Annotated in this window: 20 protein-coding genes, 2 tRNA genes and 2 pseudogenes; 6 read left to right on the top strand and 18 right to left on the bottom strand. The window is 68.8% G+C overall.

What is annotated here, in order from left to right; genetic code table 11:
* Nucleotides 1-16 precede the first annotated feature (16 nt).
* The 4 genes from ACF3NS_RS03430 to ACF3NS_RS03415 are packed head-to-tail and all read right to left on the bottom strand — an operon-like array spanning nucleotide 17 to nucleotide 2319.
* A complete protein-coding gene (locus tag ACF3NS_RS03430) occupies nucleotides 17-640 on the bottom strand; it encodes an aminodeoxychorismate/anthranilate synthase component II (protein ID WP_392467812.1) in 624 nt (207 codons plus the stop codon).
* A 55-nt stretch (nucleotides 641-695) separates the two neighbouring features.
* A complete protein-coding gene (locus ACF3NS_RS03425; protein ID WP_392467811.1) occupies nucleotides 696-860 on the bottom strand; it encodes a hypothetical protein in 165 nt (54 codons plus the stop codon).
* Nucleotides 860-1516, bottom strand: coding sequence for a class E sortase (locus ACF3NS_RS03420; RefSeq protein WP_392467810.1), 657 nt, complete (start codon nucleotides 1514-1516; stop codon nucleotides 860-862). Before ACF3NS_RS03420 ends, ACF3NS_RS03425 begins: the two co-directional genes overlap by 1 nt.
* 26 nt (nucleotides 1517-1542) lie before the next feature.
* A complete protein-coding gene (locus ACF3NS_RS03415) occupies nucleotides 1543-2319 on the bottom strand; it encodes a DUF881 domain-containing protein (protein ID WP_392467808.1) in 777 nt (258 codons plus the stop codon).
* Between the two features lie 81 nt (nucleotides 2320-2400).
* Here ACF3NS_RS03415 and ACF3NS_RS03410 point away from each other — a divergent pair, with 81 nt between their 5' ends.
* Complete coding sequence (locus ACF3NS_RS03410) at nucleotides 2401-2652, top strand: cell division protein CrgA (RefSeq protein ID WP_392467806.1); 252 nt, start codon at nucleotides 2401-2403, stop codon at nucleotides 2650-2652.
* 297 nt (nucleotides 2653-2949) lie between these two features.
* Here ACF3NS_RS03410 and ACF3NS_RS03405 read toward each other — a convergent pair whose 3' ends face one another.
* On the bottom strand, nucleotides 2950-3912 hold the full coding sequence (locus tag ACF3NS_RS03405; protein ID WP_392467805.1) for a rhomboid family intramembrane serine protease: 963 nt from the start codon (nucleotides 3910-3912) through the stop codon (nucleotides 2950-2952).
* A gap of 155 nt (nucleotides 3913-4067) precedes the next feature.
* Nucleotides 4068-4553: a peptidylprolyl isomerase gene (locus ACF3NS_RS03400; RefSeq protein ID WP_154592131.1), complete on the bottom strand. Its 486-nt coding sequence runs from the start codon at nucleotides 4551-4553 to the stop codon at nucleotides 4068-4070.
* A 178-nt stretch (nucleotides 4554-4731) separates the two neighbouring features.
* Between ACF3NS_RS03400 and ACF3NS_RS03395 the strand changes: the two genes are divergently transcribed.
* Together ACF3NS_RS03395 and ACF3NS_RS03390 are read left to right on the top strand one after the other, a co-directional pair.
* Nucleotides 4732-5631 (top strand): hypothetical protein, encoded by a 900-nt coding sequence (locus ACF3NS_RS03395; protein ID WP_392467804.1) that lies wholly within the window; start codon nucleotides 4732-4734, stop codon nucleotides 5629-5631.
* A gap of 145 nt (nucleotides 5632-5776) precedes the next feature.
* Nucleotides 5777-6232: a DUF2871 family protein gene (locus tag ACF3NS_RS03390; protein ID WP_392467803.1), complete on the top strand. Its 456-nt coding sequence runs from the start codon at nucleotides 5777-5779 to the stop codon at nucleotides 6230-6232.
* A gap of 98 nt (nucleotides 6233-6330) precedes the next feature.
* Here the strand turns inward: ACF3NS_RS03390 and ACF3NS_RS03385 are convergent, their stop codons facing one another.
* The 4 genes from ACF3NS_RS03385 to ACF3NS_RS03370 all read right to left on the bottom strand — a co-directional run bounded on the left by ACF3NS_RS03385 (nucleotide 6331) and on the right by ACF3NS_RS03370 (nucleotide 11141).
* The gene (locus ACF3NS_RS03385; protein WP_392467802.1) at nucleotides 6331-7269 is read right to left on the bottom strand and encodes an HNH endonuclease; all 939 of its coding nucleotides are present in this window, start codon (nucleotides 7267-7269) and stop codon (nucleotides 6331-6333) included.
* A 161-nt stretch (nucleotides 7270-7430) separates the two neighbouring features.
* A complete protein-coding gene (locus ACF3NS_RS03380; protein WP_392467801.1) occupies nucleotides 7431-8429 on the bottom strand; it encodes a DUF3039 domain-containing protein in 999 nt (332 codons plus the stop codon).
* A 50-nt stretch (nucleotides 8430-8479) separates the two neighbouring features.
* The gene (locus ACF3NS_RS03375) at nucleotides 8480-8878 is read right to left on the bottom strand and encodes a helix-turn-helix domain-containing protein (protein ID WP_392467800.1); all 399 of its coding nucleotides are present in this window, start codon (nucleotides 8876-8878) and stop codon (nucleotides 8480-8482) included.
* 1036 nt (nucleotides 8879-9914) lie between these two features.
* Nucleotides 9915-11141 (bottom strand): IS256 family transposase, encoded by a 1227-nt coding sequence (locus ACF3NS_RS03370; RefSeq protein WP_392467799.1) that lies wholly within the window; start codon nucleotides 11139-11141, stop codon nucleotides 9915-9917.
* Nucleotides 11142-11513: 372 nt separating this feature from the next.
* Here ACF3NS_RS03370 and ACF3NS_RS03365 point away from each other — a divergent pair.
* The 3 genes and pseudogenes from ACF3NS_RS03365 (at nucleotide 11514) to ACF3NS_RS03355 (ending at nucleotide 14010) form a co-directional block, all read left to right on the top strand.
* Nucleotides 11514-12724: pseudogene (locus ACF3NS_RS03365) on the top strand (IS256 family transposase).
* 84 nt (nucleotides 12725-12808) lie between these two features.
* Nucleotides 12809-13096 (top strand): transposase, encoded by a 288-nt coding sequence (locus ACF3NS_RS03360; protein ID WP_392467798.1) that lies wholly within the window; start codon nucleotides 12809-12811, stop codon nucleotides 13094-13096.
* An 11-nt stretch (nucleotides 13097-13107) separates the two neighbouring features.
* Nucleotides 13108-14010, top strand: coding sequence for an IS3 family transposase (locus ACF3NS_RS03355; RefSeq protein ID WP_392467797.1), 903 nt, complete (start codon nucleotides 13108-13110; stop codon nucleotides 14008-14010).
* 39 nt (nucleotides 14011-14049) lie between these two features.
* Here ACF3NS_RS03355 and ACF3NS_RS03350 read toward each other — a convergent pair.
* From ACF3NS_RS03350 to gyrB, 8 genes and pseudogenes are all read right to left on the bottom strand, one after another.
* Nucleotides 14050-14295, bottom strand: a pseudogene (locus tag ACF3NS_RS03350) (IS256 family transposase); the annotation flags it as partial.
* A 145-nt stretch (nucleotides 14296-14440) separates the two neighbouring features.
* Complete coding sequence (locus tag ACF3NS_RS03345; RefSeq protein WP_392467796.1) at nucleotides 14441-14782, bottom strand: hypothetical protein; 342 nt, start codon at nucleotides 14780-14782, stop codon at nucleotides 14441-14443.
* Nucleotides 14783-15102: 320 nt separating this feature from the next.
* Nucleotides 15103-15178: transfer RNA gene (locus tag ACF3NS_RS03340), tRNA-Ala, on the bottom strand.
* A gap of 26 nt (nucleotides 15179-15204) precedes the next feature.
* Nucleotides 15205-15321, bottom strand: a complete 117-nt coding sequence (locus tag ACF3NS_RS03335) for a DLW-39 family protein (protein WP_230082589.1) — start codon at nucleotides 15319-15321, stop codon at nucleotides 15205-15207.
* A 148-nt stretch (nucleotides 15322-15469) separates the two neighbouring features.
* Nucleotides 15470-15546 (bottom strand) — tRNA-Ile (locus ACF3NS_RS03330).
* 144 nt (nucleotides 15547-15690) lie between these two features.
* The gene (locus tag ACF3NS_RS03325) at nucleotides 15691-16197 is read right to left on the bottom strand and encodes a DUF3566 domain-containing protein (RefSeq protein ID WP_392467795.1); all 507 of its coding nucleotides are present in this window, start codon (nucleotides 16195-16197) and stop codon (nucleotides 15691-15693) included.
* Entirely contained in the window at nucleotides 16194-18878 is a 2685-nt protein-coding gene (gene gyrA, locus ACF3NS_RS03320; protein ID WP_392467794.1) for a DNA gyrase subunit A, read from the bottom strand. Before gyrA ends, ACF3NS_RS03325 begins: the two co-directional genes overlap by 4 nt.
* 82 nt (nucleotides 18879-18960) lie before the next feature.
* A complete protein-coding gene (gyrB, locus tag ACF3NS_RS03315; RefSeq protein ID WP_392467793.1) occupies nucleotides 18961-21105 on the bottom strand; it encodes a DNA topoisomerase (ATP-hydrolyzing) subunit B in 2145 nt (714 codons plus the stop codon).
* Between the last annotated feature and the right edge of the window lie 44 nt (nucleotides 21106-21149).

The following is a 21149-nucleotide window of genomic DNA, read 5'->3' as shown; positions in this document are numbered from 1 at the left end:
GGCAGCCGGCGAACGCTCAGCGGTGGATCAGCGGGCTCAGACCCTCGCTCGCGGCCACCGCACCGTCCAGGCCGCACACCTCGAGCCAGTTAGCGAGCAGGCGGTGGCCGCCCACGGTGAGCACGCTCTCAGGGTGGAACTGCACCCCGTGCAGCGGCAGCGTGCGGTGCTGCACGGCCATCACGATCCCGGTCTCGGTGCGGCCGGTGACCTCGAGATCCGCCCCGATCGTCTCCGGCTCGATCGTGAGCGAGTGGTAGCGCGTCGCCGTGAACGGGCTGGGCAGACCCGCCAGCACCCCTCGCCCGTCGTGCAGCACCTCGGACGTCTTGCCGTGCAGCAGCTCGGGGGCCCGCGAGACGGTGCCACCGGTCACGACGCCGAGCGCCTGGTGCCCGAGGCACACGCCCAGCATCGGCTGCTCGCGCTCGGCGCACGCCTCGATCATCGCCATCGAGACCCCGGCCTCCTCGGGGGTGCCCGGGCCGGGGGAGATCAGGACGCCGTCGAAGTCCGCCCCGTCCGTCGCCGTCACGGCGTCGTTGCGCACGACCTCGCACTCCGCACCGAGCTGCTGGAGGTAGCCCACGATGGTGAAGACGAAGGAGTCGTAGTTGTCGACGACGAGGATGCGGGTCATGGGTCTGCCTCGGGGCACGGGTCGGTGGGATCGGCCCCTCACCCTAGCCGCGACCTCAGCCGGCGGGCTCGACCGTCTGGTCGTTGAACGGCATGAGGTCCGCGAGCCACGGAAAGACGACCTCGAAGCAGAGCCACACCACGAGCGCCGCCAGCAGCAGGCACAGGACCGCCCGCACCCAGCTGGGGCCAGGGAGGGCGCGCCAGAGCGCGGCATACATCAACGGTCTCCCGTCAGGTCCAGATAGCCGGCCGGCAGGCCCGTGCTGCGCGGTATGGCGCGCTCCAGCTCGCCGTGCACGATCCAGCGCTGCTGGGCGGCGTACTTGGGATGGCAGGCGGTGAGGGTGATGAAGGGCTTGTCGGGACGCACGCCGGGACGCTCGGGCGTGGGCGCGATGGCCGCGACGTGGGAGGGGGGCACGAGGGTGTGCTGGCCGACCCGGTAGACGTAGTAGGTCTGCGCGGTCTCGACGATGACCCGGTCGCCGGGCAGGACCTTCTCGATGTCGCGGAAGGGCCCGCCATAGGTCATGCGATGGCCGGCGATCGCGAAGTTGCCCACCTGGCCGGGCATTGCGGTGCCCTCGTAGTGGCCGATGCCCGTGCGAAGCACGTCCCGGGTGGTCCCCTCGACGACCGGCACGGCGTAGTCGCGGCCCAGCGCCGGGATCCGCACGATCGCGAAGGCCTTGCCCAGGGGGACGTCCTTGAGCCGGGCGATCTCCGGCTCGACCTGGCCGGGACGCTGGAACTCCTCGCTGAGCGTGGTGACGGCGTCAGACTGCACGGCGTTGGCGGCGACGTCGGTCCACCACAGCTGCCAGCCCACGAAGAGCAAGGTCAGCACACCAAGGGTGATTAGCAGCTCACCCAAAGTCCCCGTTATCGCCCGAACAGCCTTCACCCGACTACTGTCGCATGCCGCAGGTTGGCGGACCCGTCATAGGCCGGGAAGGTCGCCGACGGCTGCGTCGCGACGTCGTAGCCGAGGCCGACGGCAGCGACGTACTGCTGGATGATCTGGACCGTGGGGTCCTGGTCCAGCGTCTGGCGCATGCCGTCCACGTCGCCGATCGCCTTGATGACGAAGGGCGGGGAGTAGACGCGGCCCTGCAGGATCAGGGTGTTGCCGACGCAGCGGACCGCGCTCGTCGAGATCACGCGCTGGTCCTGGATCATCATCGCCTCGGCGCCGCCGCGCCACATCGCGTTGACGACCGCCTGCACGTCCTGCTGGTGGATGACCAGGTCGTCGGCGGTGAACTCGCCGCCGAAGCTGTCCACCGACCTCGTCGAGTCCGTCATGGTCACCGTCAGCGCGGGCCCCGTGACCCCCTGCATCCCGGCGGCCCGGTCGAGCGCCGCGGCCCGCTGTGTCATCGCGCGCAGGCGGGAGTCGGCCGGTGCGTTGCGTGCGCTGAGGCTCGCGACCTGACCCGACAGGTCGCGGACCGTCCGCTGCTTGGCCTCCAGCGCGGCGTCCTGGGCGTCGATGACCCCGGCGAGGTCACGTGTGTCGGACGGTCGCAGCGAGCGGCCGCCGGCGGTGACGGCGCTGGTCGCAAAGAGCAGCCCGGCCAGCACGAGGACGACGGGGACGAGCAGGCCCCACAGGCTCGGTCGCCCTCCGAAGAGGAGTCGTCCGAGGCGCGCGCGGCGGGCACCGGTGTCACCCATGGCCCCTCCTCACCTGGCTAGGCTGTGCGTCAGACCCTGAGACCTACCGTATCCGGTGGGCCCCGCACCGAGGAGTGAGCCGTGCCCGAGTCCAAGCGCCGCAGCAAGGCGACCTACACCCCGCCCGCCGAGAAGGGCTCGGGGATCAAGGCGCCCAGCCCCCGCTGGTGGGCGCCGGTGATGGTGACGCTGATGCTGATCGGGCTGCTGTGGGTGGTCGCCTTCTACCTCACCGCGGGGCAGTACCCCATCCCCGACATCCACTACTGGAACCTCGGGATCGGCTTCGGCCTGATGCTGGTCGGCTTCATGATGACAACCCGCTGGCGCTGACCCCGCCCTCTCGCACGCCGGTGGATGACCACGGGTTTATCCACAGGCTTATCCCCATCGTGTGGGTAATTACATCCGTGTAAGACGACATCGAGACGGGTTATCCACAGAAAGTGTGGACAACCCGGTGGACAACCCTGGGGAGGACGTGGGGACAGCCGGTCACCTCTGTGACCCCGGTGGACCCACCAGCGCGCCCCTGCCGGCCCGCCACCCCGCTGGCCAGCCCCGCTGGCCCGCCCCCCTGTGTTGAGAGGGGCGAGAACGCGGGGGGCCGACGGGGGGAGGGGACGGCGGTCAGGCGCCGCCGACGACGAAGCCCGTCATCTGGGGTGACAGGGCGTACTTCAGGACGGCGAGGACCACGAGCACCGCCAGCACGGCGGCCACGCCCGGCCACTGCCAACGCTGGCGTTCGCGCGTCCGGGTCGCCCACATCACCGACGCGAGCGCCGCCCCGGTCACGAACCCGCCGAGGTGCGCCTGCCACGCGATGTTGGGGACCGTGAAGCCGATGACCAGGTTGATGCCGAGAAAGATCAGCATCGCCCGCAGGTCACGGCCCTGCCGCCGCGCGAGCACCAGCTCGGCCGCGAACAACCCGAACACCGCGCCCGAGGCCCCCACCGTCGGCTGGAACCAGCTCATCTGCCACTGGGTCAGCACCTGGCCGGGGGACGCGGTCGCCTGTGCGATCAGCAGATAGCCCACCGACCCACCGATGGCGCTGACCAGGAACAACGCGAGGAACCGCGCGAGCCCCATCGCCCGCTCGAGCGGCTGGCCGACGGTCCACAGCGCGAGCATGTTGAACAGGATGTGCGTGACCCCGCCGTGCAGGAACGCCGCCGTCACGAACCGCCACGGCTCGTCGCGCCCGGCATACGGCGCGAACCACAGGGCACGCTCAAGGCCCGGGACGATCAGCTGCAGGAAGTAGACGACGACGCACAGGGCTACCAGTGCCGTGGTCGCGGGGGCCCCGCCGCCGACGGACAGGGCCGAGGCCGAGCCGCCGAGGGGGTTCCGCGCGCGGGGCGCGGTGCGCGCCGACTCGCGGACGCAGTCGACGCAGTGGATCCCGACGGACGCCTGGCGCTGGCACGGGGGGCAGGCGGGTCGTCCGCAGCGGCTGCACCGGACGTACGCGACGACGTCTGGGTGGCGCGGGCACGTCGGCGGCTGAGCCGAGCCGCCCGCCGAGGCCCCAGAGGGAGTCGGCGGGAGCGGCGGGTCGACCGGCGGGTAGGAGGAGCTCATCGGCACGTCCTCGTCGAGTTCGGAGCGCGGGTGTCGGGTCCGAGCCTAGGCGTGGACCTCGCCGGAGACGGCGCGACGGTCCGTCCCGTCGGCAGCGGGGCTGCCGACGAGGGGAACGGGCCGTCGGGCGTGGAGGTTCCGCCGAGGGCGTGAGCTCAGTCGGTGACCGTGACGCTCTCGATCACGACCGGCTCGACCGGCTTGTCCATGGCGCCGGTGCGCACGGCGGCGATCTTGTCGACGACGTCGCGCGACGCCTGGTCCGCCACCTCGCCGAAGATCGTGTGCTTGCCCTGCAGCCAGGTCGTGGCACCGACCGTGATGAAGAACTGCGAGCCGTTGGTGCCGCGGCCCATCCGCTTGCCGGCGTTGGCCATCGCGAGCATGTAGGGCTTGGTGAAGTCCTTGTCGGGCGAGATCTCGTCGTCGAACGGGAAGCCGGGCTGGTCGGGCTGGCCGGTGCCGGTGCCCTGGGGGCAGCCGCCCTGGATCATGAAGCCCGGGATGATGCGGTGGAAGGTCAGGCCGTCGTAATAGCCGTCCTTGGCCAGGCCCGTGATCTTGCCCACGGTCGTGGGGGCAGCCTCGGGGAAGAGGGTCATCGAGATGTCGCCGTGGTTGGTGTGCAGCGTCCAGTTCATGAGTCTCATCCTCGCACGGCGACCCCGTATGACGGTGGTGTCGTGTCGGCACGACGGACTCCCGGCATACGACCCCCCTGGGCCGGGTAGGGGTGGAACCGACGGAAACGTGCACGCGTTGTCCCACACGGGCAAGATGGGCGCTGGACGCCCCGCGAATCGATCTCCAGGAGGACCCATGTTCCGCAACAAGTACAAGATCGAGAAGAAGAGCCGGCTGGAGCTGGCCCAGGAGGACGCGGCCGCCAAGGCGCACGCCTTCACGAGCTCGGCCGGCGACAAGGCCGCCCAGGTCAAGGACAGCGTCATGACCGCTCCCAAGCTGGCGGCCGGTGCGGTCGCCTCGGGTGCGCTCGCCGCCGCCGACAAGGTCAAGGACTCCGTCTCCCACGGCAGCGACGTCGTCGAGGCCAAGACGAGCAAGGCCACCGACAAGGGCAACGGCCTGATCGAGGACCTGATGGAGGCGCTGCCGGGTCTGCTCGCCGCCGGCACGGCCGCCAAGGCCGCCACCAGCGACAAGGCGCAGGACGCCGGCAAGACCGCGCTCGGCCTGCTCGCCACCAAGAAGGTCGCCGACAAGGCCAAGGACGACTCCTACCCCAAGACCCACCTGTCGAAGCGCCAGCTCAAGAAGGAGCTGAAGGCGCGCGAGCGCAAGCAGGGCAAGCTCCTCGTGACCCTCGGCCTGCTCGCCACGGCTGCCGCCGTGGCCGCCGTCGTCTACAAGAAGACCGCCCCGCAGGACGACCCGTGGGCGACGCCGCTCGCTGACCCCTACACCCCGGCCTCCTCGACGATCGGCACGAGCGCCAGCGCCGCCTCGGGTTACGCGTCGGCGACCACCGCCACGACCTCTGACGACGCGATCGTCTCCGACCACGAGGCCGGCGACCCGCTCAGCGCCGTCTCCACCGAGCCGGTCATCCTGGACGCCAAGGACCAGGAGGACTTCGCCGCGACGACGCCCTCCAACGCCACGGAGTTCGACCGCACGGACGACGGCGCCGGCCAGGTCGTCGACGAGACCGCCGACCCCGGTGCGGGTCGTCACGACGACGACAAGCGCGACATCTGATCCCGCTCCTCACCGAGCACCGTGACGGCGGCCCCTCCTGGTGGAGGGGCCGCCGTCCCGTCATACGGGGTCCTCGGCGGGTGACCGGTCCGGTCAACCTTCCGATGGAGGGGGCCGTCAGGGATCATCGGGGAGGATGGGCCGTATGACGAATGCCACCGCCTCCCGCACCGATGCACCGACCCGGGCCACCCTGACGCCGATCTACTGGGGCGTGGTCGCCTACACGGCGCTGGGGCTCCTCGGGGGTGTGTACTACCGCGAGCTGACGAAGGCCCACGACTACCTCGGCGCCACGCAGCTGTCCGTCGTCCACACCCACCTGCTGGCGCTCGGGACCCTGCTCGGCCTGATCCTGCTGGTCCTGGAGCGCACCTTTGCGCTGAGCCGCACGGCGCAGTGGAAGCCCTTCCTCGTGGCCTACCACGCCGGGCTGGTCGTCACGGTGGCCATGCTGACGATCAAGGGGACGCTGCAGGTGCTGGGCAGCACCGCGGCCTCCAGCCCGGCCATCTCGGGCATCTCCGGTCTGGGGCACATCCTGCTGACCGTGTCGCTGGTGCTGCTGCTGATGGGCCTCAAGAAGCGCCTCGACGCCTGACCCCGGCCGCCGCCAGGCCTGACGGTCGGCCCCGGGCAGCGCGAAGCCCTCACCCGTGACGGTGAGGGCTTCGTCGGTGGGTGGAGCCTAGGCATCGCTCAACTCGCCCGATGCTCAGCCCAGTGGTGACCAAGCCATTCGACCTGGCTGTCATGCAGGTCTGCACGTAGGCGTTGATCGTGGAGGCGGGCGTACTGCGGATACCCCTCCAACGGATCTGCAACGTCCACGCGGAGGGTCGTCGGGTCTACGGCCAACCAACCGTCATCGAAAAGACGGTGGACATCCCGTCGGAGGAGCAAGCCTCCATGTTCATGGTGAACACCGAGCTGCGCATAGCTGTAGAGATGGCCGGCCTCCAACGCGCGAGCGGGAACCTCACATGTGAAGGCGCAGCTCTCGCCCTGACTGGCGAGTAGGTGTTCTCTGAACTGCCGTTGACCGCGTCGCACGCGGACGATCTCGAGGCGATGGCCTCGCGGGAAGAAGAAGTCCGCCCTGCGATGGTCGACGCGCTCGACGGCGCGGTCGGCACCCTTGGCTGCGACGGCGGTCCGGAAGTCGTCCCAGCGGAGCGGCCTCATGCTGAGTTGGCTTCGAGGCGACTCACACAGCGTGCGCAGGTCACCACCTGGGAGGAGATTGTCGAGTGCCGTCCAGGCCGCGTCGTGACGGGAGCGGTACTCCGTGACAGAGACCGTCTGGCTGCGGGGCACGTCGAACTCGGCGCCGCACTTGTAGCATTTGTAGAGCGGAGACTTCTCCTTGCAAGCCTTGATGGACGCCATTGCGCAGCTCGGGCACTTGTAGAGGAGCTTCTCCTTGGTCTCAGTCGCGATCTCCTCGACGACCGACAGGCCCAGTAGGCGCTCCTTGTCCCAGAGCGCGATCCTGTCGCCCTCCTTGATGTTCGCGTGGTTGGGCACCGTGCTGTCCCACGTGTAATACACGTCTACCTGATCGTCGTACCCACTGTTGCCGCCGTGCTGGCGGTTATCGCCTACAGTCATGAGGAGCCAAGCGTTCGGCTCACTCATACCGTCCATGCGGCGATCTTCGCATTTGCTCGCGGGCGAGCCACATGAAGACATGACGCCGGCAGGTGGGCGCGTTGGGCCAGCAGGCGGCGTTGTGGAGGGCCCCGGGGCAGACCCGGAGGCGGGGGCCTCGTCGGTTGGGGCCTGTTGTTTGGGTGTTCCTAGAGCTCGTTGAGGCGTTGTTGGCAGGTAGGGCAGGTGGGGAGGGTTTGGTGGTCTTGGTGGGGGACGAAGTATGTGCCGCAGAGTGCCCTTACGGCGTGTCCGTTGATGGTGCTGCCGGCGAGGTGTTTGCGGTGGCTGTAGTGGCTCGTGGTGCCGGGTTGGGAGGCTTCGAGCTGGCCGGTGTGGTCGAGGTGGCTGAGGGCCTTGGCTCGGTGGTGCCAGGCTCCGGGTTCGGCGATGTTGGCATAGGTGTTGCCGTAACGGTCCCATCGTTGTTCGGGGGGTTCGAGGCTGATCAGGATGCGGAGGGTGAGTTGCCAGAGGAGGTTGCTGGCGGCGTAGCGAGGCTGGGGGGTGATCTCGACGAGGATCTCGTCGGCCTGGTAGTCGGTCTCGCGTACGGGTTGGACGGTGATGTCGGCGTGGGCGAAGTGGCCTTGGCCAGGGATGGGGTGATGAAAGTGGAGTCGTGTGGTGCCGCCGGCGTGGATGGCGCGGAGTGCGTCCAGGACGGCGTGTTGGGTGTCGAGCTCCCACGTGGTGCGTAGCCGGGCGGCGGTCTCCTGCTTGAGCAGGCGCAGGTCGTCGTCGGTGGGCAGCCAGCGGGTGGGGTCGCCGGTCTGGTCTTCGCGTTCGAGGCGTTGGTAGAAGTCGTCTCGGTCTTGGTGGTCGCCTTTGGCGAGCCCGCCCACGACGAGCCAGCAGACGTGCGTGTCGGGATCTTCCCAGACGCCGCCGCGCCACTGGGACTGCTTGATCTCCCGCAGGTGCAGCTGTCGGGAGCAGGCGATGGGGCCGACATAGTTGTCGTCGGCCGGGTCGGCTCCGAAGGCGTCTTTGGCCTTGGCGATGATGGGGTGCGGCAGCTCGCTGAGGGGGTGCAGGTCGGGTAGGCGTCCATCGGCGAGTGCTCGTTGGGGCTGTGGCGATGTCCAGCCGGAGGTCAGGTCCTCGCGCAGGACGCGCAGCGTGGGTCGAGCACGGCGGTGATGCATGATGCCATCCTGCCGAATCGATCGGTCAGGGGAGGCGAGCCTGCATCATTTCAGAGCATGTCGGCGATCTCCGCGTCAGCGGCGGTGGTGGTGGCGCGCTGGTGGGCGAAACGTTCGGCGAGCTCGCGGCGGTCGCGCTGGTGACGCAGCTCGAAGTCGGCGAGGTCGCGCATGCGGATGCGTCGGTCGCGGCCGACGCGGTGGAAGAGGATCTCTCCGCGGTCGAGGAGCTTGTATAGGTGGGTGCGGCTCATCCCGAGGCGTTCTGCGACCTGGTTAGGGGTGAGCGTCGCATCACCGTCGATGGCGATGAGCTCGTCGCCGTCGCGCACGCAGCGGCTCAGGCTCAGCAGCAGGTCGCGCAGTTCGGGGGCTGCGCTGGAGCGCGCGAAGTCTTCGAGCGCGTCGAGCTGCTCGGTGGGGATTGTCGCGGTCTCGAGAGTCTGCATCGGGCTCACTCCATTAGTGTCACAGACGACTTAACTGTCATAGATGAAAGTAGTGTACGGGGGTTGGGTTGTCAGGCAAAATCCGTATCGATTCGGTACGACGAGGTCCCAGAGCAGCACCTGAGCGTCCGAGGCCCATCACCGCAGATACCAAGAGCCGGGCCGTGAGGGTCCGCCTCCATCCCGACGCGAAGGCTTGATCGGGCGGGAGCTCCAGGACGGAGTAGTCGACGTGCGCGTGATCCCTTCCGCATCAGTGGACCAGGACGAGCGCGCGTCGACTCGGTGTGACCGTGGCCCCTGACGTGCTCGGGGATCCATACGCGTCGTCGTTCTGCTCGGCCGGGCCCGGTCCAGGCCCAGCGCCAGTGCCCTCGGACCCGCCACGCCAGGTCTTGGTCGTAGCACGATGAGTCGTTCCCGTCGTGCAGGGCGGGGCCCAGCGGTGGGCGCGTGCGGTGCCAGTCCACCACCGAGACGGCTGAACGGGCACTGTCGCGCACCTGCGTCCCGCCCCGCCGCCGGCTGTTCCAGAGACCGTGCGCGGTGCCGACCGGGCCGGGGACTGGGGGTCCTTGGTCACCGCGAGCGCCGTGCAGGTGTGCCTTGGGGGAGCCTAGGTGGCTGGCGTGGTCGGCGGCCAGTGGGTGGTCATGTCGAACATGTGCCGGGTATGGGATACCAGCCGAGACCAGCGCGTAGATGCGCAGGGCTAGTGGTGTGCCAGGTTTGGGTGGTGACGGTGCATGCGCGGTCGCCGTAGAGCCAGCTGATGGCCGCGAGCGCGGTGTCGTCGGGGCAGGGGATGGGTGTCTTGAGGGTGGTTAGGCCGGCTGGGAGGGGGATGAGGCTTCGACGGTGGAGCCTTGGGTGGATGGGGGACCGGTGGCCCAGACCGCCGAGCGGGCCCAGGCGAGGACGGCGTCGGTCACCTGCTGCGGCGGCAGCTCAAGGCCCAGGGCGCCGTGATCGTCGACGAGATCGCCGTGCCGATAGAGCCTTGTTGAGTCGTGGGCTTTGAGGTGATGCTCGTTGCCTACCGGTTGCTGTTTTCGAGGGCGACGGTCTCAGTATCGCGGGTTGGGTAGAGCTTGGCCATGGAGCCTTCGGAGAGGTAGCGGCGGTCATCGACCTGCCATTCGTCGTGGGTGTCGGCCAGGACGGTTCCGATGAGGCGGATGACGGCGGCTTCGTTCGGGAAGATGCCTACGACGCGGGAGCGTCGCTTGATCTCCTTGTTCAGCCGCTCAAGGGGGTTGGTGGACCAGATCTTGCGCCAGTGCTCGCGCGGGAACGCCGCGAAGGCGAGCACTTCCGCCTTGGCGCCGTCCATCAGCGGGCCGGTCTTGGGGTACCTGCTGGCGAGGTCGTCGCGGACCGTGTCCCACTGCTTGGCCATGGAGGCCAGGTCGGGCTGGGCGAAGATGGTCCGGAAGACCGCGGCGACCATCTCGGTCTCGGCCTTGGGCACGTGGGCCAGGACGTTGCGGATGAAGTGGACCCGGCACCGTTGGTGGGACGAGCCCTGGAACACCCTGGTCAGGGCCGCGACGAGGCCGGCGTGCTGGTCGGAGATGACCAGCTGCACACCGCCCAGGCCCCGCTTCTTCAGGCCGATGAGGAAGGCTCGCCAGAAGACCTCGTCCTCGCTGTCACCGACGTCCAGGCCCAGGATCTCCCGGCGGCCGTGCTCGGTGACGCCGGTGGCGACCACGACGGCTTTGGAGACCACCATGGCGGCCTCGGTGCGCACGTGCAGATAGGTCGCGTCCAGATAGACGTAGGGAAACCGGGCGTGATCCAGGCGGCGGGTGCGGAACGCGCCGATGGCCTCGTCCAGGCCGGCACAGATCCGAGACACCTCGGACTTGGAGATGCCGGTACCGCCCAGGGCGACCACCAGGTCGTCGACGGAGCGGGTGGACATGCCGTGGACGTAGGCCTGCATCACGACCGCGTACAGCGCTTGGTCGATCCGGCGCCGTGGCTCCAGGACGGAGGGGAAGAAGCTGCCCTGGCGCAGCTTGGGGACCGCCACGGTGACGTCGCCGCCTTTGGTCGTCAGCAGCTTCGGGCGGCTGCCGTTGCGCTCGGTGGTCCGCCCCGGTGCGCGCTCGTACCGGGCGGCGCCGATCACCTGCGCGGCCTCGGTCTCGATCAGCTCTTGCAGGACCATGCGCACGGACTCGCGCACCAGGTCCACGCCCTCGCCGGCGCGAAGTGCGTCCAGCAGGTCGGACACGGCAGACTGGGGAAGGGTCATCGGTGAGATCTCCTCTGGTGAGTACTTGGCGGTACACACCGAGCATCTCGCCGATGACCCCTCTACGTCAGGGAGCCACACCCACTCCCCAAACCCCACCACTCCACGGGACTCTTACCCGTTCTGACCTGTACCCGGTTCCCCGGACACCTGGGTCTATCGCGTTAACGGTGTAAGTGGCCCTAGCGCCCCGGTTGGGGCAGGAGGGTCGTCATGACCGAGACACTGGTGGCTGTGAGTCCACCTTCACCGAAGAAGAGCCAGGACCCGGGCGATCCGGGCGGTCCACCGCCCGGGGAGGCGTTCGGGCCGATCCCGGACGCGGGTCCGGAGCGGGAGCTGACGCCGGCCGAGCTGGCCGTGATCAAACAGATGGTGCTCCAGGCCAAGGACGCCGGCGTGGCGCTGACCGGCCCGGACGGGCTGCTGAAGGCGTTGACGAAGACGGTCATCGAGACCGCGCTGGATGAGGAGCTGTCCGAGCACCTGGGCTATGACAAGCACGCCGTCGAGGGCCGTAACCGGGGCAACTCCCGCAACGGCACCCGGACCAAGACGGTCCTGACCGACAACTGCGGACCGGTGCAGATCACCGTGCCCCGGGACCGGGACGGCACGTTCGAACCCCAGCTGGTCAAGAAGCGGCAGCGGCGCCTGTCCGACCTGGACGACCTAGTCCTGTCCCTGTACGCCAAGGGTCTGACCACCGGTGAGATCTCCGCGCACCTGGCCGAGGTGTACGGCGCGTCGGTGTCCAAGGACGTGATCTCGCGGATCACCGACCGGGTGATCGAGGAGATGCAGTCCTGGTGGGCCAGACCCTGGAGAAGGTCTACGCCGCGATCTTCATCGACGCGATCATGGTCAAGGTCCGCGACGGTCAGGTCCGCAACCGCCCGTTCTACGCCGCGATCGGGGTCGACCTGGACGGGCACAAGGACATCCTGGGCATGTGGGCCGGTGACGGTGACGGGGAGTCGGCCAAGTACTGGCTCGCGGTGCTGACCGAGCTGCGCAACCGCGGCGTCAAGGACGTCTTCTTCATCGTCTGCGACGGCCTCAAGGGTCTGCCGGACAGCGTGAACGCGGCCTTCCCCCAGGCCATCGTGCAGACCTGCATCATCCACCTGATCCGCAACACCTTCCGGTACGCCAGCAGGAAGTACTGGGACCAGATCGCCCGCGACATGAAGCCGATCTACACCGCCCCCAGCCCCGAGGCGGCCCGGGCACGGTACGAGGAGTTCGCCGAGAAGTGGGGCACGCCCTACCCGGCGATCAAGAAGTTGTGGGACAACGCGTGGGAGGAGTTCATCCCGTTCCTGGACTACGACGAGGAGATCCGCAAGGTCCTGTGCTCGACCAACGCGATCGAGTCGCTCAACGCCCGCTACCGGCGCGCGGTCCGAGCCCGTGGGCACTTCCCGAACGAGCAGTCCGCGATGAAGACGCTCTACCTGGTCACCCGATCACTGGACCCCAAGGGCACCGGACAGAGAAGATGGGTCACTAGGTGGAAGCCAGCACTGAACGCGTTCGCCATCACCTTCGCCGACCGCATGCCCGCGGCGGAGGACCGCTGACCATGCAAACGCCACTTACACCGTTAGCCGGACAGTCCCGGACACCTGGCCTGAGGCGATGATCGTCTCGGAGAGGAGTCCTTGATGCCGGCACCGAAGTCGACTGAGTTCCGTCAGCGGGCTGTGGCGTTGGCTCGTGAGCGGGCCAAGCCGATCGCTGCGATCGCGAAGGATTTGCAGATCAGCGAGTCCTGTTTGCGGCGGTGGATGGCCGTCGCGGACGTGGATGAGGGGGTCCGTCCTGGGGTGACCCGGGACGAGCACGCGGAGTTGGTCCGGTTACGCCGGGAGAACCGCCGTCAGGCCCTCGAGATCGAGATCCTCAAACGCGCCAGCGCCTACTTCGCTGCGGAGAACGTGCTCCCAAAATGAGGTGCCCGGCCGTGGCCGCGCTGGCCGGGCAGCAGGTCGAGCTGCCGGACGGGTCGACCGCGAGGGTCAGTGTCCGCGCCGCGTGCCGGGCCCTGGGGGTGCCGGTGTCGACCTTCTACGACTGGTCGACGCCGCGGCCGCCGAGCGGCCGGGACCTCGACGACGCGTACCTGTTGGACACGATCATCGACGTGCACACCCGCTCCCGGGGCACCTACGGGGTCCGGCGCGTGCACGCCGATCTACGCCTCGGCGAGCACACCGTGCCGGTCCCGACCGTGTCTCGCCGGCGCGTGGCCCGGCTCATGGCCTGTCACGGGCTGCAGGGCGTGCACCGCCGCCGCTGGCGAGCCGGCGGCATCCGTGACGAGGCGTCCTGGCCCGATCACGTGCGGCGTGAGTTCCGCGCCGACCGTCCGAACCGGCTGTGGGTCACCGATATCACGCAGCATCGCAGCGGGCAGGGCTGGGTGTACTGCGCCGTGGTCCTCGACGTGTACTCCCGCCGGGTGGTGGGCTGGTCCATCGCGGACCACCTGCGCACCGAGCTCGTCGTCGACGCCCTGGAGATGGCCCGCATGCACCGCAAACCCGTTGGGACAGTAGTGCATTCGGACCGCGGAGCCCAGTACACGTCCTGGCTGTTCGGCAACCGGCTCCGGGAAGCAGGCCTGCTCGGGTCGATGGGCAAGGTCGCGACCTGTTACGACAACGCCCTCATGGAGTCCTTTTTCGGATCGATGCAGATCGAACTGCTCGACCGGCGAACCTGGGCCACCCGCGACGAACTCGCCGCCGCGATCTTCGAATGGATCGAGGCCTGGTACAACCCCTACCGCCGCCACTCCGCCCTCGGCTACCACAGCCCCGTCGACTACGAACACCTTCACACCACCGCCCCAGCAGCGGCATGATCACCACACCGAAACCGTCCGGGGAACCGGGTACAGGTCATTCCGCTCGTTCCCGCCCCCGTCGACCGGCGCCGGCTTCGCGTGCCGATCCGAGTGCTCGTAGCCGAGGTGCTCGGTCAGCTCTTCCTCCAGAGCGGTCTCCAGCACCTGCTTGGTCAGGCCCGTCAGCACACCGTCGGGGCCGACCAGGTCGACTCCTTCAGCGCGGGCCTGGTCCACCAGACGCTGCGCCAGCGCCTGCCTGTCGTCATCGTTGAGGTCCACGACCCCAATCGTGTTCGTCATGCTGCCTGCTCTCCCGCCGAGCACCGCTCAGCGCGTCAGGCCGAACCCCCACCCACCGTTGTTCTGACACTCCCGCCCGCGGCGGAGGACCGCTGACCATGCAAACGCCACTTACACCGTTAGCCGGACAGTCCCTCGAACGGGGTCAACCCCAGTTGTTGATGCGGGTGATGAGGTGTAGGTGTCGTTCGGTCTCGTGGTCCCAGCCGCGGTGGCGGGCGTCGTGGGCGAGGGCTTGGGCGTCGTCGCGTTGCGCGGTCAGGACGGGTAGGTAGGCGGGGGTGGTGTGGAAGCTGGGGCAGTGTTCGCAGATGTTCGCGTATTGGCAGGCGCCTTGGGCGGGGGCGCGTAGGCAGTAGCCGCCGGCGAGGGCGGTCTTGATTGTCGCGGTGGTGCGCCAGTCGGTCGGGGTGGTGTTGTTGGTGGGCTTGCTCGGGGTAGAAGACGACGCCCACCGGGGCGAGGCCCCGGCCCTTGTCACACCCACCTGCCACAATCAGGCTCCAACGACGGCAACGGCGCCCGCTACGCCGTGGCCGCTACCCGATGAAACATCCGGGCTAAGTCGTTGAGACGAGATTCGCTCTCCGCTACAGGAACTCCTCGCCGCCGAACGCGGCTGGGAGGCCCTCACAGCGGGAGTAACGCGCGAGGCGGCAAGCACTACGACCCAAGCCGCAACAACGCGCCCCAGTGGCCCAGAATCGCTGAAAGCCGCCCCGAAGGGCGGCCTGGCCGAACTACAGAACCTCTGGCTTGACCTGCCTGGCGGCGTTTACGAAGACGCCGATTTGAGTAAGGACACCGTGGTGGAGCCTAGGGGACTCGAACCCCTAACCCCCTGCTTGCAAAGCAGGTGCGCTACCAATTGCGCCAAGGCCCCGGATGCGCCGCGAGGCGCTCAGCCGACTATACCGGCTTGGTGGCCTCGGCCCACAGCTCGTCCTCAGCCCGACGGCGACGCTCGCGCTCGGTGAGGGCGACGGCGGCGCCGACGGCGAGCAGACCGGCGATGATCTTGCGCATGACTACCTCCTGGGTCGGGGGCTCCAGCCTAGCCACCGTGACGATCCGGGGCGGCGGAGAGGCGGGGCGGGCCGGCGGCGGCGGTGCCTGGCGATCATGCTCGGACGACGAAAGGAGCCACCGTCTCGGGGACTGGTGGCTCCTCACGTGGTGGGCCTAACAGGACTTGAACCTGTGACCTCTTCCTTATCAGGGAAGCGCTCTAACCGTCTGAGCTATAGGCCCGCACCCGCCTCGAGGGCCCCGTCACGGGGTGCTCGACGCGAGGAGTAACGCTACCGCATGCCCGGGTCAGCGGCCAAAACGGGCGGCGGGACGAGATCGGTGCAGGTCCGGTGTCACAGGTGAGACCGGACCTGCACCGATCCGTCAGTCGTCGGTGAGGGTCTGCCGCACGCCGCCGACCAGGCCGGCGCAGATGTTGTAGAGGAACGCCGCCAGCGTGGCGAGCGCCGTCAGCAGGAGGATGTTGATGAACGAGATGACGATCGACAAGGACAGCACGCGGCTGAAGCCGACGTAGTCCATGAGGTCGAACTCCTTGCCCTGCGGCAGGAGACCGAGCACCATCTCGTTGATCGACGAGAAGACGCCCATCCCGTTGAGGATCATCCACAGCACGGCGATCAGCACGACGCCCGCGATGCCCGCGGCCACCGACAGCAGGAACGCCAGCTTGAGCACCGACAAGGGGTCGACCCGCTGGACGCGGAGCTTGGCCTGGCGGCCGCTGCCCGTGCCGGAGCCCGCCGCCGGGGCAGAGACCGCCGACGAAGCCGAGCCGCCCGAGGTGCGGACGGGCTCGCGCACCGCCGTGTCGCCGACGGCGTCGATCGACTGGGTGCGGTCGGATGCCGAGCTGCTCGGGCTGCTCACTGGTCGTCCTCCTGCCGGTCATCGGCTCCAGGCGCGTCGTCGGACTCGCCCGGCTCGTCGCTCTCCCCGGCCACGCTAGTGCCTGCGGTCGGCTGCGTCGTGCTCGCACCGCCGTCGCCGGCGCCCGTGTCGGTGCCGTCCGAGGCGCCGGCGCCCGGCATACCGGCGTCGTCACCACCCCCGGGGGCGGACTCGTCCGCGTCCTCGAGCTCCTCCTCCGCGGCGCGCTCGACGTTGCGGGCCACGGCCACGATGGCGTCGTTCTTGCCGGGGTTGGCGAAGGTCACGCCCTGCGTGTTGCGCCCGGTGTAGCGGACCTCGTCGACGCGGGAGCGCACGATCCGGCCCTTCTCCATGACGAGCATGACCTCGTCCTCCGGCGACACGACCAGCGCGCCGACGAGGTCGCCGCCGCGGTCGGAGGCCTTGGCCACGAGCACGCCCAGCGTGGCGCGGCCCTTCACGGGGTACTCCGAGGACAGCGTGCGCTTGGCCAGGCCGTTCTCGAAGACGACGAACACGTCCGGGTCGGTGCCGTCCTGGATGACGTTCATGGCGAGCAACGAGTCGCCGTCCCGGAACTTCATGCCAGTCACGCCCGAGGTCGAGCGACCCATCGGGCGCAAGGTGTCGTCGGTCGCCGTGAAGCGCACCGACTGGCCCTTGACCGACACGAGCAGTAGGTCGTCCGCCGCCGACGCCAGCGAGGCACCGACGAGCTCGTCGCCGTCGCGCAGGTTGATCGCGATGAGGCCGCCCGACCGGTTGGAGTCGTAGTCGTCCAGACGCGACTTCTTGACCAGACCGTTGCGGGTGGCGAGGACGAGATAGGGGACGTTGATGTAGTCCTGGATCGCCAGCACCTGCGCGATCCGCTCCCCGGGCTGGAAGGCCATGAGGTTGGCGACGTGCTGCCCCTTGGACTCGCGCGACCCCTCCGGCAGCTCGTAGGCCTTGGCGCGGTAGACCCGGCCCAGGTTGGTGAAGAACAGCAGCCAGTGGTGCGTCGTCGTCGTGAAGAAGTGCTCCACGATGTCGTCGCCCCGCAGCGAGGCCCCGCGCACGCCCTTGCCCCCACGGTGCTGTGAGCGGTACTCGCGGGTCACGGTGCGCTTGGCATAGCCCCCACGCGTGATCGTGACGACCACGTCCTCCTCGGGGATCAGGTCCTCCATCGACATGTCGCCGTCGTAGGGGACGACCTCCGTGCGGCGGGCGTCGCCGTACTTGTCGACCAGCTCGCCGAGCTCGTCCTTGATGATCTGCCGCTGCCGCTCGGGCTTGGCCAGGATGTCGTTGTAGTCGTCGATCTTGGCCTGGAGCTCGTCGTGCTCGTCGATGATCTTCTGCCGCTCGAGGGCGGCCAGGCGGCGCAGCTGCATGTCGAGGATCGCCATCGCCTGGATCTCGTCGATGTCGAGCAGCTCCATCAGGCCGTCGCGGGCCACCTCGACCGTGCGCGAGGCGCGGATGAGGGCGATGACCTCGTCCAGCGCGTCCAGCGCCTTGAGCAGACCACGCAGGATGTGGATGCGCTCCTCGGCCTTGCGCAGGCGGTACTTCGTGCGTCGCACGATGACCTCGACCTGGTGCTCCACCCAGTAGCGGATGAACGCCGAGACCGGCAGGGTGCGCGGCACGCCGTCGACCAGAGCCAGCATGTTGGCGCCGAAGGACTGCTGCAGCTGGGTGTGCTTGTAGAGGTTGTTGAGCACGACCTTGGCGACCGCGTCGCGCTTGAGCACGATGACCAGGCGCTGACCGGTGCGGCCCGAGGTCTCGTCGCGAATGTCCGCGATGCCCTGCAGGCGCCCCTCCTTGGCGAGCTCGGCGATCTTGAGCGCCAGCGCGTCCGGGTTGACCTGGTAGGGGAGCTCGGTGACGACCAGGCACTGCCGGCCCTGGATCTCCTCGACGTTGACGACGGCGCGCATGACGACCGAGCCGCGACCCGTGCGGTAGGCGTCCTCGATGCCGCGACGACCCAGGATCAGCGCTCCCGTCGGGAAGTCCGGGCCCTTGATCCGCTGCAGGCACGCCTCGAGCAGGTCCTCACGAGAGGCCTCGGGGTGCTCCAGCAGCCAGTCGACCGCGCTCGCGACCTCGCGCAGGTTGTGCGGCGGGATCTGCGTGGCCATGCCGACGGCGATGCCGGACGAGCCGTTGACCAGCAGGTTGGGGAACCGCGCCGGCAGCACCTCCGGCTCGCGGGTCTTGCCGTCGTAGTTGTCCTTGAAGTCGACGGTCTCCTCGTGGATGTCGCGCACCATCTCCATGGCGAGCGGCATCATGCGGCACTCGGTGTAGCGGGGCGCGGCGGCGCCGTCGTTGCCCGGCGACCCGAAGTTGCCCTGCCCGTCGATCAGCGGATAGCGCAGCGACCACGGCTGCACCAGACGCACGATGGCGTCGTAGATCGCGGAGTCGCCGTGCGGGTGGTAGTGGCCCATGACGTCCCCGACGACGCGAGAGCACTTGTTGTAGCCCCGGTCGGGGCGGTAGCCCCCGTCATACATGCCGTAGACGATGCGACGGTGCACCGGCTTGAGCCCGTCCCGCACGTCCGGCAGCGCTCGGCTCACGATCACGCTCATGGCGTACTCGATGTAGCTGCGCTGCATCTCGGCGTTCAGGTCGACCGGCTCGACGCGGTCGACGGTCGGAGGAGTCTGCTCACTCATGCGTCAAAGGACCTCTCACCACAGGTGACGGACAACGAAGGTATTGGGCACCCCACGCCGGAGGTGGAAGGCGTCATGAGGCTCACGCGTCGAGGAATCGGACGTCGCGGGCGTTGCGCTGGATGAACGACCGCCGCGACTCGACGTCCTCGCCCATCAGCACGGAGAAGATCTCGTCCGCGGCGGCGGCGTCGTCGAGCGTCACCTGCAGCAGCACCCGGTGGTCCGGGTCCATCGTGGTCTCCCACAGCTCCTGGTAGTTCATCTCGCCGAGACCCTTGTAGCGCTGGATCGGCGCGTCCTTGGGCAGGCGGCCGCCCTGGGCCTGGCCGGCGGCGACCATCTCGTCGCGCTGCCGGTCGCTGAACGCGAACTCGTGCTCCCGGTTGGCCCACTTGAGGCGGTAGAGCGGGGGCTGGGCGAGGTAGACATAGCCGGCCTCGATCAGCGGCCGCATGAACCGGAAGAGCAGCGTCAGCAGCAGCGTGCGGATGTGCATGCCGTCCACGTCCGCGTCGGCCATGAGCACGATCTTGTGGTAGCGCGCCCGGCTCAGGTCGAAGTCCTCACCCACGCCGGTGCCGAACCCCGAGATCAGCGCCTGGACCTCCTGGTTGGCGAGCACCTTGTCGATGCGGGCCTTCTCGACGTTGAGGATCTTGCCGCGGATGGGGAGGATCGCCTGGTTGAAGGGGTTGCGGCCCTGGACGGCGGAGCCGCCGGCGGAGTCGCCCTCGACGATGTAGACCTCGGAGACCGAGGGGTCCTTGGACTGGCAGTCCTTGAGCTTGCCAGGCAGGCCGCCGGACTCCATGAGCCCCTTGCGGCGGGTCGCCTCGCGGGCCTTGCGCGCCGCGATGCGGGCGGCGGAGGCCTGCACGGCCTTGCGCACGATCTCGCGGCCCTCGGTGGGGTGCCGCTCCAGCCAGTCGCCGAACCGGTCGGTCATCGCGCCCTGCACGAAGCCCTTGACCTCGGAGTTGCCGAGCTTGGTCTTGGTCTGGCCCTCGAACTGCGGCTCCCCGAGCTTGACCGAGATGACCGCCGTGAGGCCCTCGCGGATGTCGTCGCCGGTGAGGTTGTCATCCTTGTCCTTGAGGAGGTTCTGCTTGCGCGCGAAGTCGTTGACCAGGCGGGTCAGCGCAGCGCGGAAGCCCTCCTCGTGGGTGCCGCCCTCGTGGGTGTTGATGGTGTTGGCGTAGGTGTGGACGGACTCGGAGTAGGCGTTGGTCCACTGCATCGCGATCTCGACGGACAGGGACTTGCCCTGGTCCTCGAGCTCGAAGTCGATGATGTCGTCGTGCACGACGTCGGCGCGCTTGGACGTGTTGAGGTGCTTGACGTAGTCGAGCAGGCCGTTGTCGTAGCGGTAGGTGACCGAGCGGCCCTTGGCCTTGCCGGCCTGGTCCGTAGGGACCTCCTCCTGGGCCCCCTCGTCGGCGCCCTCGCCCCCCTCGGTCTCCACCTGGTCGACGGCCCCCATCTCGGCGGCCTCCAGGTCGGCGTCGGCGTCGGCCTGCGCCTGCGGGCGCTCGTCGGTCAACGCGATGGTCAGGCCCTTGTTGAGGAAGGCCATCTGCTGGAAGCGGGCCCGGATCGTCTCGAAGTCGTAGGTCGTCGTCTCGAAGATCGTGCCGTCGGCCCAGAAGGTGATGGTCGTGCCGTTGCGGTCCGACGCCTCCTGCTTGGCCAGGGGCGCGACCGGCTCGCCGTGGTCGAACTCGACGCGCCAGGCGTGGCCCAGCTGGTGGACCTCGGCGACCAGCCGCGTCGACAGGGCGTTGACGACCGAGGAGCCCACGCCGTGCAGACCGCCGGAGACCTTGTAGCCGCCGCCGCCGAACTTGCCGCCCGCGTGCAGCTGGGTGAGCACGAGCTCGACCGTGCTCATGGCGTACTGCTCGTTCTTGCCGGTGGGGATGCCGCGCCCGTTGTCGGCGACGCGGACGCCACCGTCGGCGAGCAGGGTGACGTCGACGCGGTCGGCGAAGCCCGCCATCGCCTCGTCCACGGCGTTGTCCACGATCTCCCACACCAGGTGGTGCAGACCGCGCTCACCGGTGGACCCGATGTACATCCCCGGGCGCTTGCGGACGGCCTCGAGACCCTCCAGCACCTGGATCGAGCTGGCGTCGTAGTCCGCCCCCTGGGCCGGCGCCTGCTGGGCGAGGTCCTCGGCGAGCTTCTCGACGGCCTCGGGACCGGTGGGCTCCTCGACGTCGGCCACAGTGCTCCTCACAAACAATCGCGCGTATGCCGAACCCCCCGCAC

The organism is Arsenicicoccus cauae (assembly GCF_043162025.1).
Taxonomy (GTDB): domain Bacteria; phylum Actinomycetota; class Actinomycetes; order Actinomycetales; family Dermatophilaceae; genus Arsenicicoccus; species Arsenicicoccus cauae.
Note: the sequence above shows the minus strand (reverse complement) of the source record. Positions and strands in the feature narration are given on the sequence as shown.